At 52.5% G+C, this 13,193-nt stretch carries 9 protein-coding genes, 1 tRNA gene and 2 rRNA genes; 9 read left to right on the top strand and 3 right to left on the bottom strand.

Annotated elements, in window-relative coordinates:
• A 23S ribosomal RNA gene (locus D9A02_RS01055) occupies positions 1 to 304 on the top strand; the annotation flags it as partial.
• Positions 305 to 393: 89 nt separating this feature from the next.
• A 5S ribosomal RNA gene (rrf, locus tag D9A02_RS01060) occupies positions 394 to 508 on the top strand.
• Positions 509 to 1,130: 622 nt separating this feature from the next.
• On the opposite strand, the gene D9A02_RS01065 is transcribed toward rrf, so the two are convergent.
• Positions 1,131 to 1,640 (bottom strand): phage tail protein, encoded by a 510-nt coding sequence (locus D9A02_RS01065; RefSeq protein WP_120499142.1) that lies wholly within the window; start codon positions 1,638 to 1,640, stop codon positions 1,131 to 1,133.
• A gap of 246 nt (positions 1,641 to 1,886) precedes the next feature.
• On the opposite strand from D9A02_RS01065, the gene D9A02_RS01070 reads away from it, so the two are divergent.
• The 3 genes from D9A02_RS01070 to D9A02_RS01080 are packed head-to-tail and all read left to right on the top strand — an operon-like array spanning position 1,887 to position 8,511.
• Positions 1,887 to 4,850: an NAD(P)-binding protein gene (locus D9A02_RS01070; RefSeq protein WP_120499143.1), complete on the top strand. Its 2,964-nt coding sequence runs from the start codon at positions 1,887 to 1,889 to the stop codon at positions 4,848 to 4,850.
• Positions 4,851 to 4,867: 17 nt separating this feature from the next.
• The gene (locus D9A02_RS01075; protein ID WP_120499144.1) at positions 4,868 to 7,837 is read left to right on the top strand and encodes an adenylate/guanylate cyclase domain-containing protein; all 2,970 of its coding nucleotides are present in this window, start codon (positions 4,868 to 4,870) and stop codon (positions 7,835 to 7,837) included.
• A complete protein-coding gene (locus tag D9A02_RS01080; protein ID WP_120499145.1) occupies positions 7,834 to 8,511 on the top strand; it encodes a Crp/Fnr family transcriptional regulator in 678 nt (225 codons plus the stop codon). The genes D9A02_RS01075 and D9A02_RS01080 overlap by 4 nt, the downstream gene beginning before the upstream one ends.
• Positions 8,512 to 8,610: 99 nt before the next feature.
• Here the strand turns inward: D9A02_RS01080 and D9A02_RS01085 are convergent.
• Positions 8,611 to 8,685: transfer RNA gene (locus tag D9A02_RS01085), tRNA-Thr, on the bottom strand.
• 85 nt (positions 8,686 to 8,770) lie between these two features.
• Between D9A02_RS01085 and D9A02_RS19100 the strand changes: the two genes are divergently transcribed.
• The 4 genes from D9A02_RS19100 to hisD all read left to right on the top strand — a co-directional run bounded on the left by D9A02_RS19100 (position 8,771) and on the right by hisD (position 12,057).
• The gene (locus tag D9A02_RS19100) at positions 8,771 to 8,926 is read left to right on the top strand and encodes a hypothetical protein (protein ID WP_162932920.1); all 156 of its coding nucleotides are present in this window, start codon (positions 8,771 to 8,773) and stop codon (positions 8,924 to 8,926) included.
• 6 nt (positions 8,927 to 8,932) lie between these two features.
• Complete coding sequence (gene murA / locus D9A02_RS01090; RefSeq protein ID WP_120499146.1) at positions 8,933 to 10,201, top strand: UDP-N-acetylglucosamine 1-carboxyvinyltransferase; 1,269 nt, start codon at positions 8,933 to 8,935, stop codon at positions 10,199 to 10,201.
• Complete coding sequence (locus D9A02_RS01095) at positions 10,198 to 10,668, top strand: DUF2948 family protein (RefSeq protein WP_120499147.1); 471 nt, start codon at positions 10,198 to 10,200, stop codon at positions 10,666 to 10,668. The genes murA and D9A02_RS01095 overlap by 4 nt, the downstream gene beginning before the upstream one ends.
• Before the next feature lie 81 nt (positions 10,669 to 10,749).
• Positions 10,750 to 12,057, top strand: coding sequence for a histidinol dehydrogenase (hisD, locus tag D9A02_RS01100; protein ID WP_120499245.1), 1,308 nt, complete (start codon positions 10,750 to 10,752; stop codon positions 12,055 to 12,057).
• Positions 12,058 to 12,133: 76 nt separating this feature from the next.
• On the opposite strand, the gene D9A02_RS01105 is transcribed toward hisD, so the two are convergent.
• Positions 12,134 to 13,093, bottom strand: a complete 960-nt coding sequence (locus D9A02_RS01105) for a LysR family transcriptional regulator (RefSeq protein WP_367946741.1) — start codon at positions 13,091 to 13,093, stop codon at positions 12,134 to 12,136.
• Between the last annotated feature and the right edge of the window lie 100 nt (positions 13,094 to 13,193).

Genomic DNA, 13,193 nt, shown 5'->3' on the forward strand with positions numbered 1-13,193 from the left:
GTTTAGAACGTCGTGAGACAGTTCGGTCCCTATCTGCCGTGGGTGTAGGATACTTGAGAGGAGTTGCCCCTAGTACGAGAGGACCGGGGTGAACGATCCACTGGTGTACCAGTTGTTCCGCCAGGAGCAGTGCTGGGTAGCTATGATCGGACAGGATAACCGCTGAAGGCATCTAAGCGGGAAGCCCCCCTCAAAACAAGGTATCCCTGAGGGCCGAGGTAGACCACCTCGTCGATAGGCCAGAGATGTAAGCATGGTAACATGTTCAGTTGACTGGTACTAATTGCCCGATAGGCTTGATTTGATCCAGTAATAGCCAGACTATTACAAATCGAAATCAAAAGCATACACAACACAATGTACGTGACTTGGACATCAGAGGATTTTTCTTGGTTTGGTGGTCATAGCGAGAGCAAAACACCCGGTCCCATCCCGAACCCGGCAGTTAAGTGCCTTTGCGCCGATGGTACTGCGTCTTAAGACGTGGGAGAGTAGGTCACCGCCAAACCTAGTAAAATCCTCTATCTTTGTATCTCTCAATGCGATCAACAAAATCATCCAAAAAAAATACAATCAGAAAATTTTAATGCCTTGGGTATCCGTAACCGCATGCATTGCGCGCACGACATGTGACCAATCAAAGACAACTCAAAAAATCAACAAACCCGTGACTAGACTCCGATAGCGGCCGCTCATCAAGCCTGAGACAAGTTTTCAGATGCTGCAGCTATTGGCAAGCTACGGCTAAAGTTTGAAGGAATTGAGCTGGCATTGCCCGTAGACTACTTTACAAAGCTTTTTCTCATGATTGATGTTGTTGGAGTTGAGTGGGCGGTCATGCCCCGTCAGATCGCGCAATAAATTGCGGTGACCTTTGTAAATGAAATGGCTTTGCTGCCACGATGTTTGAGTGCGCAACTTTCTGAAAGGTTTTTGAAATCTTTGGAAACCCAGAGCTAAAATCAGATCGAGATTGGCTATGGGCGTACTCTACACAAATTTGATGGAAATTCAGGGTAGCTGGTCAACAGCAGCAAAATCGCAGGTATTCTTTAATCGAGGCCCCTTGAAAAATTCTGGCAGAGCACGAATGCTCTGCCAGTTCTCGTCATACGGCATTTCTGCCTAAATTAGGATCGAGGAGGATAAACCCCACTCAAAGCAATAATGTAATTTATGCAAAGGCTTGGTGGAAAATCACTTTGCGGATGATGGCCGGCATGTGCCTCCATACCAGGAGGGTCGATCACAGCGGCACACGACGCTGCATCCGCACTACGTTGAGCCGCTTCAAACACACCTTCGACAACCTTTGAACGGCCAGCCGAAACACTTTTTACTCTCGCCTCATTGCTGTGCTGCTGCATTTCCACATCATCCGATGAAATGGCTTCACCACCAAATTTCTGACCAAGCCTTCGCCGCGTCAGCCCCGTCCCTTGCCCTGCATGCACTGGTACTCGCCCACGAAGGTCTGGCAGGGCAAAGGTGGTACGACCATCTCCGCCGTAAGTTGTTCCAAGAAGGCTAAACAAAGATTCATTGCCAGAGATGGGCAATACCTGCCCATCACAAAAGGCCCATCCCTGAGGAGCATATCCCCCAGCAAAGAGCATTACCTGTGCAATGAATGGTTCCATTAACCTCTCCGAAACAAATATTCATGGGTCACAATGGCACGTTAACCGCACCGTAATGACGGTCTAGCAAATGCGGGTGGCGTCGTTCTGTGTCTTGGCACACAGAAAGTTAACTTTTGCAAAAATCTTAGAGAACGAAAATTTTAGCCTTATTTTTGCCTGACTTAGCGCTAGAAAAATACAATCAGACACAACCAATGCGATTGTGATTATGGTCAATCATGGCCACTAAATAAGGAAGACCTCATGACTCCCCAACGTAAAAAGGTAGCCGTGATCGGCGGCGGTGTCGGTGCAGTTACGGCAGTCTATGCCATTACCCAACTGCCGGATTGGCAGAAATCATATGACATCACAGTGTACCAATTGGGTTGGCGACTTGGTGGCAAAGGGGCCAGTGGTCGGAATGTGAAACAAGGCCAGCGGATCGAAGAACATGGCTTGCATATCTGGGCTGGCTTCTATGAAAACGGCTTTCGTCTGATGCGCGACTGCTATGAGACCTTGAACAAAACCGGTTTGCGCAGCCCGGATGCGCCGCTCGGGACATTGGAAAAAGCATTTCACGGGCTTGACCACTTTTTGCTTGCTGATGAAGTACCGCAGCCGGATGGCAGCACACAGCTGCATCCTTGGCGGTTTGACTTCAGCCCGAACAGCGATGTGCCCGGCACCGGAGGCGTTCTGCCCACACCTTTCGCATATTTCCAGATGGTGATTGAGACGATCATCAAGCTTCTCGAAAATTCAGTTGAATCCTTGCCGGGGCATCATGTGCCTTCAGAGTTTCACAGTCGTTTCAAAGCGAAAAAGCTGCCGCTTTCCGCGCCCTCTCCTTTGCATCATCTACACAATTTTGTCCGTAGTTTGGATGCAAATGCCTTTGATCACTCCGAGAGTGACACCCATCACCTCGAGGCCCTGACGCAGCAGGCCCAGAACTGGCACCACGCCCATCTAGAGCAAAATACTAAAACACAAAGCGATGCATCCCGGCGCACCGGATATCTGATCAGCCTGTCTTTAGCATTTTTCCGGGGAACCATTGATAATGGCCTGTTCCTTAAAGGTTTTGATGAAATTGATGATTGGGAAATCAGCGACTGGTTGTTGCATTACGGCGCGCGACCGGATGCTGTTTATTCTGCCATATTCCGGGGGTGTTATGACTATGTCTTTGGATACCCCGGTGGTGTTACCGATCATCGAAGCGTGGGTGCGGGCACGGCTATCCGGGGGCTGTTACGTCTGGCGTTCACCTACAAGGGTTCGCTGTTTTACAAGATGCAGGCAGGGATGGGAGACACGATTTTTGGCCCATATTATCAGGTGCTCAAACAACGTGGCGTAAAGTTCGAGTTTTTCAATGCCGCTACGAACTTGGCACTGGGGCCAGATCAAAACAGCATCATCGGTATCGATATGGTCGAACAGGCCGAGGTCCTGAGCGATAGCTACGACCCCTTGGTTGACGTCAAGGATTTGCCCTGCTGGCCATCTGCACCCTTGTGGGATCAGCTGAAAGACGGGGCCAATCTGGAAAAATCCGGGATTGATTTTGAGTGCGAAAAAGACGTGCCCACAGGGCGCGCATACCGTCTGGAAAAGGGTCGTGACTTTGATCTTGTCATTCTTGGCGCATCGATGGGATCACTGCCATATCTGACCCCGGAATTGTCTGATGCCTCTAACCGCTGGCGACGGATGATCGCAAAAGTGCCTACCGTTGCAACACACGCCGCGCAATTTTGGGCCACCAAAACCCCGGCAGAGTTGGGATGGGAAAAGCTGGTGGCAGAACATAACCCTGGCGATCAAAGTGACCTAAAAACCGTCATCACCAGCTTTCAGGAGCCTCTCGACACCTGGGCGGATATGTCAGATCTTTTGCCGCATGAGGATTGGGGCAAAAACGGACCGGTATCCCTCGCTTATTTTTGCAGCCCTTGTCATGATGCTGGCGTGGAGGCCGCTCCATTCACCGAGCGAGTACAAAACTGGGCTGACAATGACTTGACCCGGATGTGGCCTGGGGCGCTTAAAGACGGAAAGTTTGATACCTCCATTCTCTATGCAAATGGTGCCAAAACAGACGAGGAAAAGTTCAACAAACAGTATTTCCGCCAAAACTTTTACGGTTCCGAGCGATATGTTCTGTCTGTGCCTGGCAGCGTGCAATATCGCCTGCCCCCGGATGGATCAGGGTTTGAAAATCTGTACCTGGCCGGGGACTGGACGCGCTGCGGTATCAATGCAGGCTGTGTTGAGGCGGCAACGATATCAGGTCTGGTCTGTGCCCGCGGATTGACCGGAGCCGATATCGAAGTTGTTGGCGAGGGCGATCTTGAAAATGATGCAGGCCCCTCTGATGCCGCCAAGCTGGCGATTCCTTATGCACAAACTGCACCCTGGCCCTTGACCCCGTTCTTTGGCACCGGGTCCATAGATGGATTCTTCAGTTTCCACGATGTCGATGCAACGGCTTTGCAAGCTGTTCTACCAAAAGGCATGTCGTTGCATCCCCAAGCCTTAACACCTGAAGGTAGACACCCGATTGCGATGCTGGCCAATCAACAAATCGGCGTGAGACTTTCCGCCCTTCCACGCTTACTGGGGTATAAAAACTATTTGGAGGCCATCATCGCAATCAATTTTGTACAGATTGAAGGTTATGAAGGAGTCTTTAGTTATCTGCCTAACTTGTATCTTACAAACTCATGGGCCAAGAGCGCTGGCGTCTGGATGTATGGCTACAACAAGCGTATGGGTAGTTTGCAAATGGGGCATGATAGCTACGAAGTGGCAACTCCAGATGGTTCCCCCATCTGGTCAGGCCGCTATCAGCAAAAGAACTTTGCTCAGCCACTTGTTGAATCACCTGAATGTGGATTGGTCCAATCCATTTCTGAGCAAATAGTCGTTACTCAAGGCAAATTTTCAAAATGGCAATTCTCGTCATTTGATTTCAATCTCAGCTCTGCCTATGTCGCGGGCGTTTCAGCAGAAATTGACGTGGTCGACTCCGCTCTTGCAGATATCCCTGCAGGAAAAATGTCAGCGAGTCCACTCAGGGAGAAGCAACTCATGGGAGAGCGGCGAAATAAGTTGCCGGGAGCATTTCGAATCTGGACAAGTTGGACCTTGTCAAATCCCTTGGACAGCAGGCGTTTGTCTAATATACAGAAGAAAAGGGGTAAAATGCCCCATTGACGTTTTGGGGAAAATAGATGTCGGAGCAGGCGGTCAAAGGTGAACGCAAACAGGTAACTGTTGCTTTCATCGACATCGTGAATTTTAGCGAAACCGCTAGTGTTTCTGACCCCGAAGATCTGCAAAATTGGCTAGAAGAATATTACCGGAAAGCCCGCGCCATTGTGGAACAAAACCAAGGCGAGGTTACGGAATATCTTGGGGATGGGATAGTCGCCGTATTCGGCCTGTCTCATTCCGACGAGCTCGCCGCCACAAAAGCTGTGAACGCGACGCTAAAAGTCGTGGGCGAAGTACACACCATTTCTGGCGGCACGATGCAGATGCAACTGCGCGCCGGAGTGGCAACCGGCGAAGTCGCAGTCCGCACCGAAATCGACAAAGAAGCCTGGCCTCGTCTAACCGGAATGGTCACCACGTTAGCTCAGCGTGTCCAAACCAAAGCCGCGCCAGGCGCTGTTATGATTGCCGAGCAGACCCGAAACTTGCTGCGCGGCAAATTTTCCCTTTCCCCACATCCGGATCAAAAGCTTAAGGGCATAGCCGAAAGCCAGACCCTTTATCACACTCAGCTTGGCGCCCCAGCTCCGGGCGTTTCGCATGATGATGTTCTGGTTGGCCGAGTGAATGAACGTGCCGCAATCAGCGCCAGTCAGCAACCGGTCCTGATTGTCGGTGAAGCGGGCATCGGAAAAACGGCCCTTGCAATGCACTTCGCCCGTCAGGCATTAGCGCCTCTCATTTGTCAAGCGGATGCGAACCAATCCACCTCAAGCTACCAACCGTTCAAGGATTGGATCAGCCATGTGCTGTCCGACAGCATCGATTTGAACGGTGTAATCACAGCCTTCCCCGCATTAACAGAAGGGGAACATCTATGCCTTGCGCTAGTTATGGGCATACCAGAGGGGCAAAAACTGTTAACAGAACTTCCCGGTTTGGCCCTAAAACGGCAGATCGAAACCAGCCTATGGCGTGCCTTGTCCTTGCATCCAGCGACGGACATGATCATTTTTGAAGATCTGCACTGGTTTGACGCCGCAAGTTTCGGGGTGCTTCAGCATATCCTGAAAAGTCCGAACAAAAGTGACATCAAAATTCTGATGACCAGTCGCGAAGATACAAAACTTGCAACTTATCTGTCCAAGCCAGCCCCGGAAACGATACCTGTGCGCCAGCTGGAAAAGAGTGATGCTTTCATGATGCTCGAAAAACTGAGCCAGGGTGAAATCGACATCAAATCCCATGAGGAACTGGTCGAACGTGCTGGCGGTGTGCCGTTGTTTCTGGATCAGCTATGCAGACGCTATTCAGAAAACTCCACGGAAATCCCCGCTACACTAATGGATCTTCTTGCTGAACGGATCGATGCAACCGGCAGTATCAAACCCATATTACAGCGCGCATCAGCCATCGGCCAAGTGTTTCGCTATGATCTTTTGTCTGCCGTGTCCCCCGGCGAAACCAATTTGGACGCGGCCCTGAACAAGGGTATTATGGCTGGCGTGCTTCAGAAGCGGTCTGATCAGGAATGGGCGTTTGCGCACAACCTGCTGCAACAGGCGGCCTACCAATCCCTATTGCGCAAATCCCGCGAAGATCTGCATGCTGCCATTGCCGAAGCACTACAGGAACTTCATCCATTGCTGCTGGCCCGCAACCCTGCCCTGCTGGCTGAGCACCAGAACCGAGCAAAGCAATATGTTGCTGCGATCAGTAGCTATCTGCAAGCCAGCCACATCGCCCTGATGCAAGGGGCGTTTTCTGATGCGGAATCCCATGCACGCACGGCACTTGCCTTGAGTGATGTCGTTGCGGACACAGGCGAGGACGTCTCAAATCTCGCCATCGCAGGTCAGAGCGCTCTCGGATCTGTTTTGATGCAGGTTCAAGGTTTTACAGCAGATCCGGTGCGCGAAGCCTTTGATGCGGTTCACACAATCGCCAGCGAGCGACGAATTCCCGGATCGGATAGCGCCCCGGCGCTCTTTGGTAGTTTTTCGCATGCGATTATCGCCGGAGATAAAATCCGAGCCGACCGCTTTCAAGAACTTCTCCGCACAGTGGCATCCCCTTTACCCTGCGAAGGAGAACACATTGAAGTGCATCTTGCATCGCTATGTGTGACAAACTGCAATAGCTTTTATCATGCCGACTTCTCCGACCAGTTCCGACAAACTCTCAGAATCCGCAAGCTTTATCGTATCGAAGACCATTCTGCTATGATTGCTCGATACGGTATGGATATTTTTGCCGCAGCGCAGATGTTTGAAGCCCCGGCAAGAGTGATGACAGGGCAACTCGACAGTGTTGATGCACTGCTGCGGGAAACCGACACTCATCAAGACGCCCTCAACATTGCGGTTATGCAACCCTATGCCTTGATCTGGGGGGCGGTGCCATTGTTTTATGCAGGCCGCCGGGAAGACGCATTGAACCGGTTGCGCCAAGGGATGGACATTGCAACCTCCCAGTCTGCCGCATTCTGGCAAATGACAGGGCGGGCATGGCAATTTGTAATGGACCCCGGATTGGCGCAACACTCACAAGGGTTGGACGAATTCGCGCAGGTGATCGAGACACACAAGCTGATTGGCGCCAATGCGGGGGAACCCTATTTTTCGTCAACCTATGCACGACGCTTGGTTCAGGTTGGGCGTGTCGCAGAAGCTTACCGAATTTCTTTTCTTGCCGTCGCCGCCGCCCGCGAAAGCAATATCCAGTTCTGGTATGCGGATATTCTGCGCGCACATGCTGAAATATGTCGGGCCTACGGACAAGCTGCCGAAGCAGACGTTTCATTGAAACTTGCGGCCCACACCGCTGACCGGCAAGGCGCCGCCGTTTGGTCTTTGCAAATCTTGCTTGATCAGGCGGCACTGGGAGAAGATGTCACAACGCAACTGCAATCTGTTTTGAAGAAATTCCCCGACACAACACAGTTGCCTGCACTGCAGACTGCCCGTTCGATGTTGCACGCCCTATGACCGTTGCGAAACTCCTTGGGCTAAACCTGCCCGTGTTTGAAGGCATTACTGCTGCAGATTTATCAGCCGTCAATCTGACGTATCGCGAGCAGTCTCTCCATCCATGGGAAATACTTTTCAGCCAGCATGACACCTCGCGGGATGTGTGTTTTCTACTGTCAGGTGCGCTTCTTGCAGTTTACTGGACACAGGATGGCCGTGAGATCATATTCAACCGCTTTCCTGTTGGCGCATATTTCGGCGAACTGGCCGCGCTTGATAATGGCAACAGATCCCTTGCCATCACAGCAACCAGAGACACTCGCATCGCTTCTATTTCGCAAGAATGCTTTGTTGAATTGTTCGATAAAGTTCCTCTGTTTCGCAATCGCGTGACCTGCAATTTGGTCACAAAAATCCGCGCCCTTACAGAACGCAATCTGGAACTCACAACTTTTAGCGTCGAACAAAGAGTGGCGTCGTATTTGATGCGGCTCGCAATAGAGCAAAACCTGTTGAAAGTTGGTGGCATCATTACTGATGCCCCCACCCACGGAGAAATTGCCGCCTCTATCGGTGCAAACCGAGAAATGGTCAGCCGCACATTGACTCGGTTGAAAAAGAAAGGCGCGCTCAAAACAGGTCGCAAAAAAATTGAAATTTGCTCTCCTGAAAAACTGTCAGCAGCAATTTAGCCTGCAACCGGCGTTGCCGCTGAGATTGTTGAGGTCGCTCTGGCTGAACACAAACACCGCGAACGATCTGTTTAATTTAACTGAAATTTTAAGAAGATCTGGTGCTGCTGGGGAGAATTGAACTCCCGACCTCGTCATTACCAATGACGCGCTCTACCACTGAGCTACAGCAGCAGCTGTGGCGCGCTGATTAGCTCCTTATTGCATTCCGTGCAAGGGTTATCTGGACCCTTTTTTTACAGTGATGTAGAGATGGGTTATGAAACAGGAAACTCAGCAAAAGAAATCCGCAAAAACGGGGCAAACCCGCGAAGATAGGCTCAAAGCGGCACTAAAGGCCAATTTGGCACGTCGCAAGACACAAACGCGGGCACGCAACACCGTGCAAACGGATCGGGACACAAAAGAGGAATAAGGGCAGATGGATTCAATTGTAGTAACGGGCAATGGCCCCCTGAAGGGGCAGATTCCGATTGCCGGTGCCAAAAATGCCTGTCTCGCATTGATGCCAGCCACGTTGTTGAGCGAAGAGCCGCTGACCCTGACCAATGCGCCACGGTTAAGCGATATCAAAACGATGACAGAGCTGTTGCAGTCGCTGGGGGCCGAGGTGTCCAGCCTGCAGGATGGTCAGGTCATTGCCATGTCCAGCCACAACCTTTCCACAACCAGAGCAGACTATGACATTGTTCGCAAAATGCGGGCCTCAAATTTGGTGCTGGGGCCGCTGCTGGCGCGTGAAGGTCACGCCGAAGTTTCTCTGCCTGGCGGCTGTGCAATTGGCGCGCGCCCGATGGATTTGCACGTTCACGCACTCGAGGCCATGGGCGCTGAAATTGAGCTGAAAGATGGCTATCTGCATGCCAAAACCAATGGCGGCCTAAAAGGCGCGGTTCATACATTGGGTTTTGCCTCGGTTGGCGCGACCGAAAACGTTCTGATGGCAGCGACACTGGCCAAGGGCACAACCGTCCTCAAGAACGCCGCGCGTGAGCCGGAGATTGTTGATCTGGCCGATTGCCTGCGCAAGATGGGCGCACAGATCGAAGGCGACGGCACCAGCGAGATCACCATTCAGGGCGTTGATCGCCTAAACGGCGCAACCCACCCCGTTGTAACCGACCGGATTGAGCTAGGCACTTACATGCTGGCCCCTGCTATTTGCGGTGGCGAGGTCGAATGCCTTGGCGGGCGCTTGGATCTGGTTGGGGCGTTTTGTGAAAAGCTGGATGCTGCGGGTATTTCCGTTGAAGAAACCGCCAAAGGCCTGAAAGTCAGCCGTAAGAATGGTCGCATTAGAGCTGTGGATGTTGTGACCGAGCCCTTCCCCGGCTTTCCAACTGACTTGCAAGCACAGATGATGGCGCTGTTATGCACGGCCGAGGGTACTTCGGTGCTGGAAGAGAAGATTTTTGAGAATCGCTTTATGCATGCGCCGGAACTGACCCGCATGGGCGCACAGATCGAAGTGCACGGCGGCACGGCAACTGTGACCGGTGTTGAGCAGCTGAAAGGCGCGCCTGTGATGGCAACCGATCTGCGTGCATCAGTGTCCCTCATTTTGGCAGGCATGGCCGCCGAAGGGGAAACCACCGTCAGCCGCGTCTATCACCTTGATCGTGGTTATGAACAGGTTGTGCGCAAACTAAGCGGTGTGGGCGCAAAAATTGAACGGGTATCAGACAGATGACACAAGATGCGAGTTTTGACGACGGCCGCGAAGCACCGCTGAACCTTGGGGCCTTTGATGTCGATGACCTCAAAGTCATGTCCTCTTTGGTTCAGGATGCGGTGTTTCCGATCACCGAAATGACATGGCGCCAACCTGAGCGCCGCTTTGCAATTCTGCTCAACCGATTTCGTTGGGAAGACGATGGCCAGCAACGACACGGAGCAGAGCGGGTGCAGGCCTTGCTGGTGGTGGACAACGTGTTGAAAATTTCAAGCCAAGGTGTGGACCGGCAGGAAAAAGATATGGTTTTATCCCTGCTATCGGTTGAATTTACCCCTTCCGATGACGGCGCAGGTCATCTTGACCTTACTCTGGCCGGGGACGGTGCCATTCGATTGGAAGTCGAAGCGCTGGAAGTGACCCTCAAGGATGTGACGCGCCCGTATCGCGCTCCGTCGGGCAAAGCTCCCAGTCACGACGCTTAAATAGAATCGCTTCCATGCGACGGTCATCGGCCTTGAGGGGCTTGATCGCGCGCGCTATGTCCGGCAATGAAAGGAATTGCCATGCCTGTTTTTCTGAATGCCGCCAATCCAGAGTTCGAAGCCGAATTCACAACCCTACTGGGGGCGAAACGCGAGGATTCGCCAGATGTTGATGATATCGTTGCGGGTATCATTTCAGATGTGCGCGGACGTGGGGATGCGGCAGTTGTCGAACTGACGGCCAAGTTTGACCGGCTGGAACTGACGCCGGATAAGCTACGTTTCTCTGAGGCTGAAATAGACGCGTTAATCGAACAGGTGCCAGCGCACGAGCGAGTGGCATTGGAATTGGCCGCAGATCGCATTCGAGCCTATCACGAAAAGCAACTCCCTGAAGATGCGCAATGGACGGATGAAGCTGGCGCAGAACTGGGCTGGCGCTGGTCGGCGGTATCCGCTGCAGGCCTCTATGTGCCCGGTGGGTTGGCAAGCTATCCTTCCTCGGTTCTGATGAACGCCATCCCCGCTAAAGTGGCCGGTGTTGAGCGGCTGGCAATTACCGTTCCAACGCCCGATGGAAAGGCAAATCCCTTGGTCCTTTTGGCCGCACGCCTGTCGGGTGTGGATGAAATTTACCGAATCGGCGGCGCACAGGCGGTGGCAGCGCTGGCGTATGGGACAGAGACGATCACGCCGGTGGACAAGATCACCGGGCCCGGAAACGCCTTTGTCGCAGCGGCCAAGCGCCGGGTGTTTGGCAAAGTGGGCATCGATATGATTGCCGGGCCGTCTGAAATCCTTGTGATTGCTGACAATACGGCCGACCCTGAATGGGTGGCGCTGGATATGCTAAGTCAGGCGGAACACGATGAAAGCGCGCAGGCAATCCTTGTGACTGATGATGCGGCTCTGGCGGATGCTGTGGTGAAGGCGATTGAAACGCAGCTCGAAACTTTGGAACGACGCGCCATTGCAGGGGCCAGCTGGCGTGACAATGGAGCCGTGATTCTGGTGCCTGATCTGGAAACAGCTGCGAACGTATCAGACCGTGTCGCGCCTGAGCATTTGGAGCTCTGCGTGGCAGACCCGGATGCACTGGCCGACAAGATCAGACACGCCGGTGCGATTTTCATGGGGTCTTGGACACCAGAGGCCATTGGCGACTATGTCGGTGGGCCGAACCATGTGCTGCCCACCGCACGCTCGGCAAGGTTCTCAAGCGGGCTGAACGTACTGGACTTCATGAAGAAAACAACCCTGTCCAAAATGACTCCCGGCGCCCTGCGCGCCATCGGCCCGGCGGCGGAAACACTGGCGATCAGCGAAAGCCTAGAGGCCCATGGCCTATCTGTCCGCGCCCGTCTGAACCGGTTGAACGAATTGGGGTAAAGCGTACAGCTTGTACGACCTGTACGCATAAAATGTACGCATGCCCTCGCTTTCCGAGCAGTTTTCCGTCTCGATTTTAGCCTTTCGCCTTTTCAACGCGGCCTTTTCGGTGAGCCGAGATCAGGCAATCCAAAAAGGCATTCAACCGACGCCCCTTAGAGGTGCTCTTTTTCACGGTGGCCGCCATTTGTGAGGTGAACCGTGCCTCCGGGCACGTCACTTCGAGGAGCAGGTCGTCATTTTGGAAGAGATCGCCAATGTGGGTAGGCAAAAAGCCCAAGTACCGCCCGGACATGATCAGCAACGTCAACGCCTCTTCGTTTTGGACAAAGGCTGATTTGCGCAGTTTGAGCTTTTGGTGAACCGCCATGTTCGGAGAATTAAAGCTGAGCCCAGCATAATCATATTGGCGTAGCTCTTTCAGACGGTAGCCATCCTTCATACAGTCGAACAGCTCATGCCCCTTCCCGCAATAAAGCCGCATGTCCTCGGTATAAAGGGATTCGTAGGTTAGCATCGGCGATTGACGGTGCAACGGAACGATACCAAGGCTGAACCGGCCATTGATCACCCCCTCTTCGATCACATTCGGGGGCTCAATCGACAGGTCCATTGTGACACCCGGCGCGATATCGCGAAACATTCGAATCGCCAGCGCAAGGCGCGCCTCAGGATTAGAGGAGGATTGATCGGAAATCGCGATACGCAGCTTACCGGTCAGATCGGAATGAGCCTCGTCCAGCTGCTCCTGAAATCTGTCGATTGAAGAAAACAGCTCATCTGCTGCGTTCAGCACATTTTCACCATCAGAGGTTAATGAAAATCCTGCCGGACCACGATGGCACAGCTTGAGGTTCAGGCGCGTCTCAAGATCTGAGATATGTTTGCTGATGGTAGAGCGACCAATATTCAACTCAAACTCTGCCGCCGTAAAACCACCGCAGGCCACCACTGTTCGAAACACTTCCAGAAGGCGGATATCGACATTAGCGAGGCGGGTAATTGTTGATCTCTTAGCGATTTTAATGTTTCCTATTTATCAAACATTGCGTCAATTACTTTGTATTAACTGCACGGGCATTGCAACATATATATCTGGGATTGGATTGACTCTGATCTACGACAATGGTCGAGTT

The sequence above is a fragment of the Roseovarius sp. EL26 genome (genome assembly GCF_900327775.1).
In the GTDB taxonomy this organism is placed as follows: Bacteria; Pseudomonadota; Alphaproteobacteria; order Rhodobacterales; family Rhodobacteraceae; genus Roseovarius.

Bases quoted from the DNA above. Each gene is read 5' to 3' on its own strand.
- D9A02_RS19100 (WP_162932920.1), top strand. From the start codon at position 8,771: ATGAAACAGGAAACTCAGCAAAAGAAATCCGCAAAAACGGGGCAAACC.
- D9A02_RS01080 (WP_120499145.1), top strand. From the start codon at position 7,834: ATGACCGTTGCGAAACTCCTTGGGCTAAACCTGCCCGTGTTTGAAGGC.
- D9A02_RS01095 (WP_120499147.1), top strand. From the start codon at position 10,198: ATGACACAAGATGCGAGTTTTGACGACGGCCGCGAAGCACCGCTGAAC.
- hisD (WP_120499245.1), top strand. From the start codon at position 10,750: ATGCCTGTTTTTCTGAATGCCGCCAATCCAGAGTTCGAAGCCGAATTC.
- murA (WP_120499146.1), top strand. From the start codon at position 8,933: ATGGATTCAATTGTAGTAACGGGCAATGGCCCCCTGAAGGGGCAGATT.
- D9A02_RS01075 (WP_120499144.1), top strand. From the start codon at position 4,868: ATGTCGGAGCAGGCGGTCAAAGGTGAACGCAAACAGGTAACTGTTGCT.
- D9A02_RS01070 (WP_120499143.1), top strand. From the start codon at position 1,887: ATGACTCCCCAACGTAAAAAGGTAGCCGTGATCGGCGGCGGTGTCGGT.
- D9A02_RS01065 (WP_120499142.1), bottom strand. From the start codon at position 1,640: ATGGAACCATTCATTGCACAGGTAATGCTCTTTGCTGGGGGATATGCT.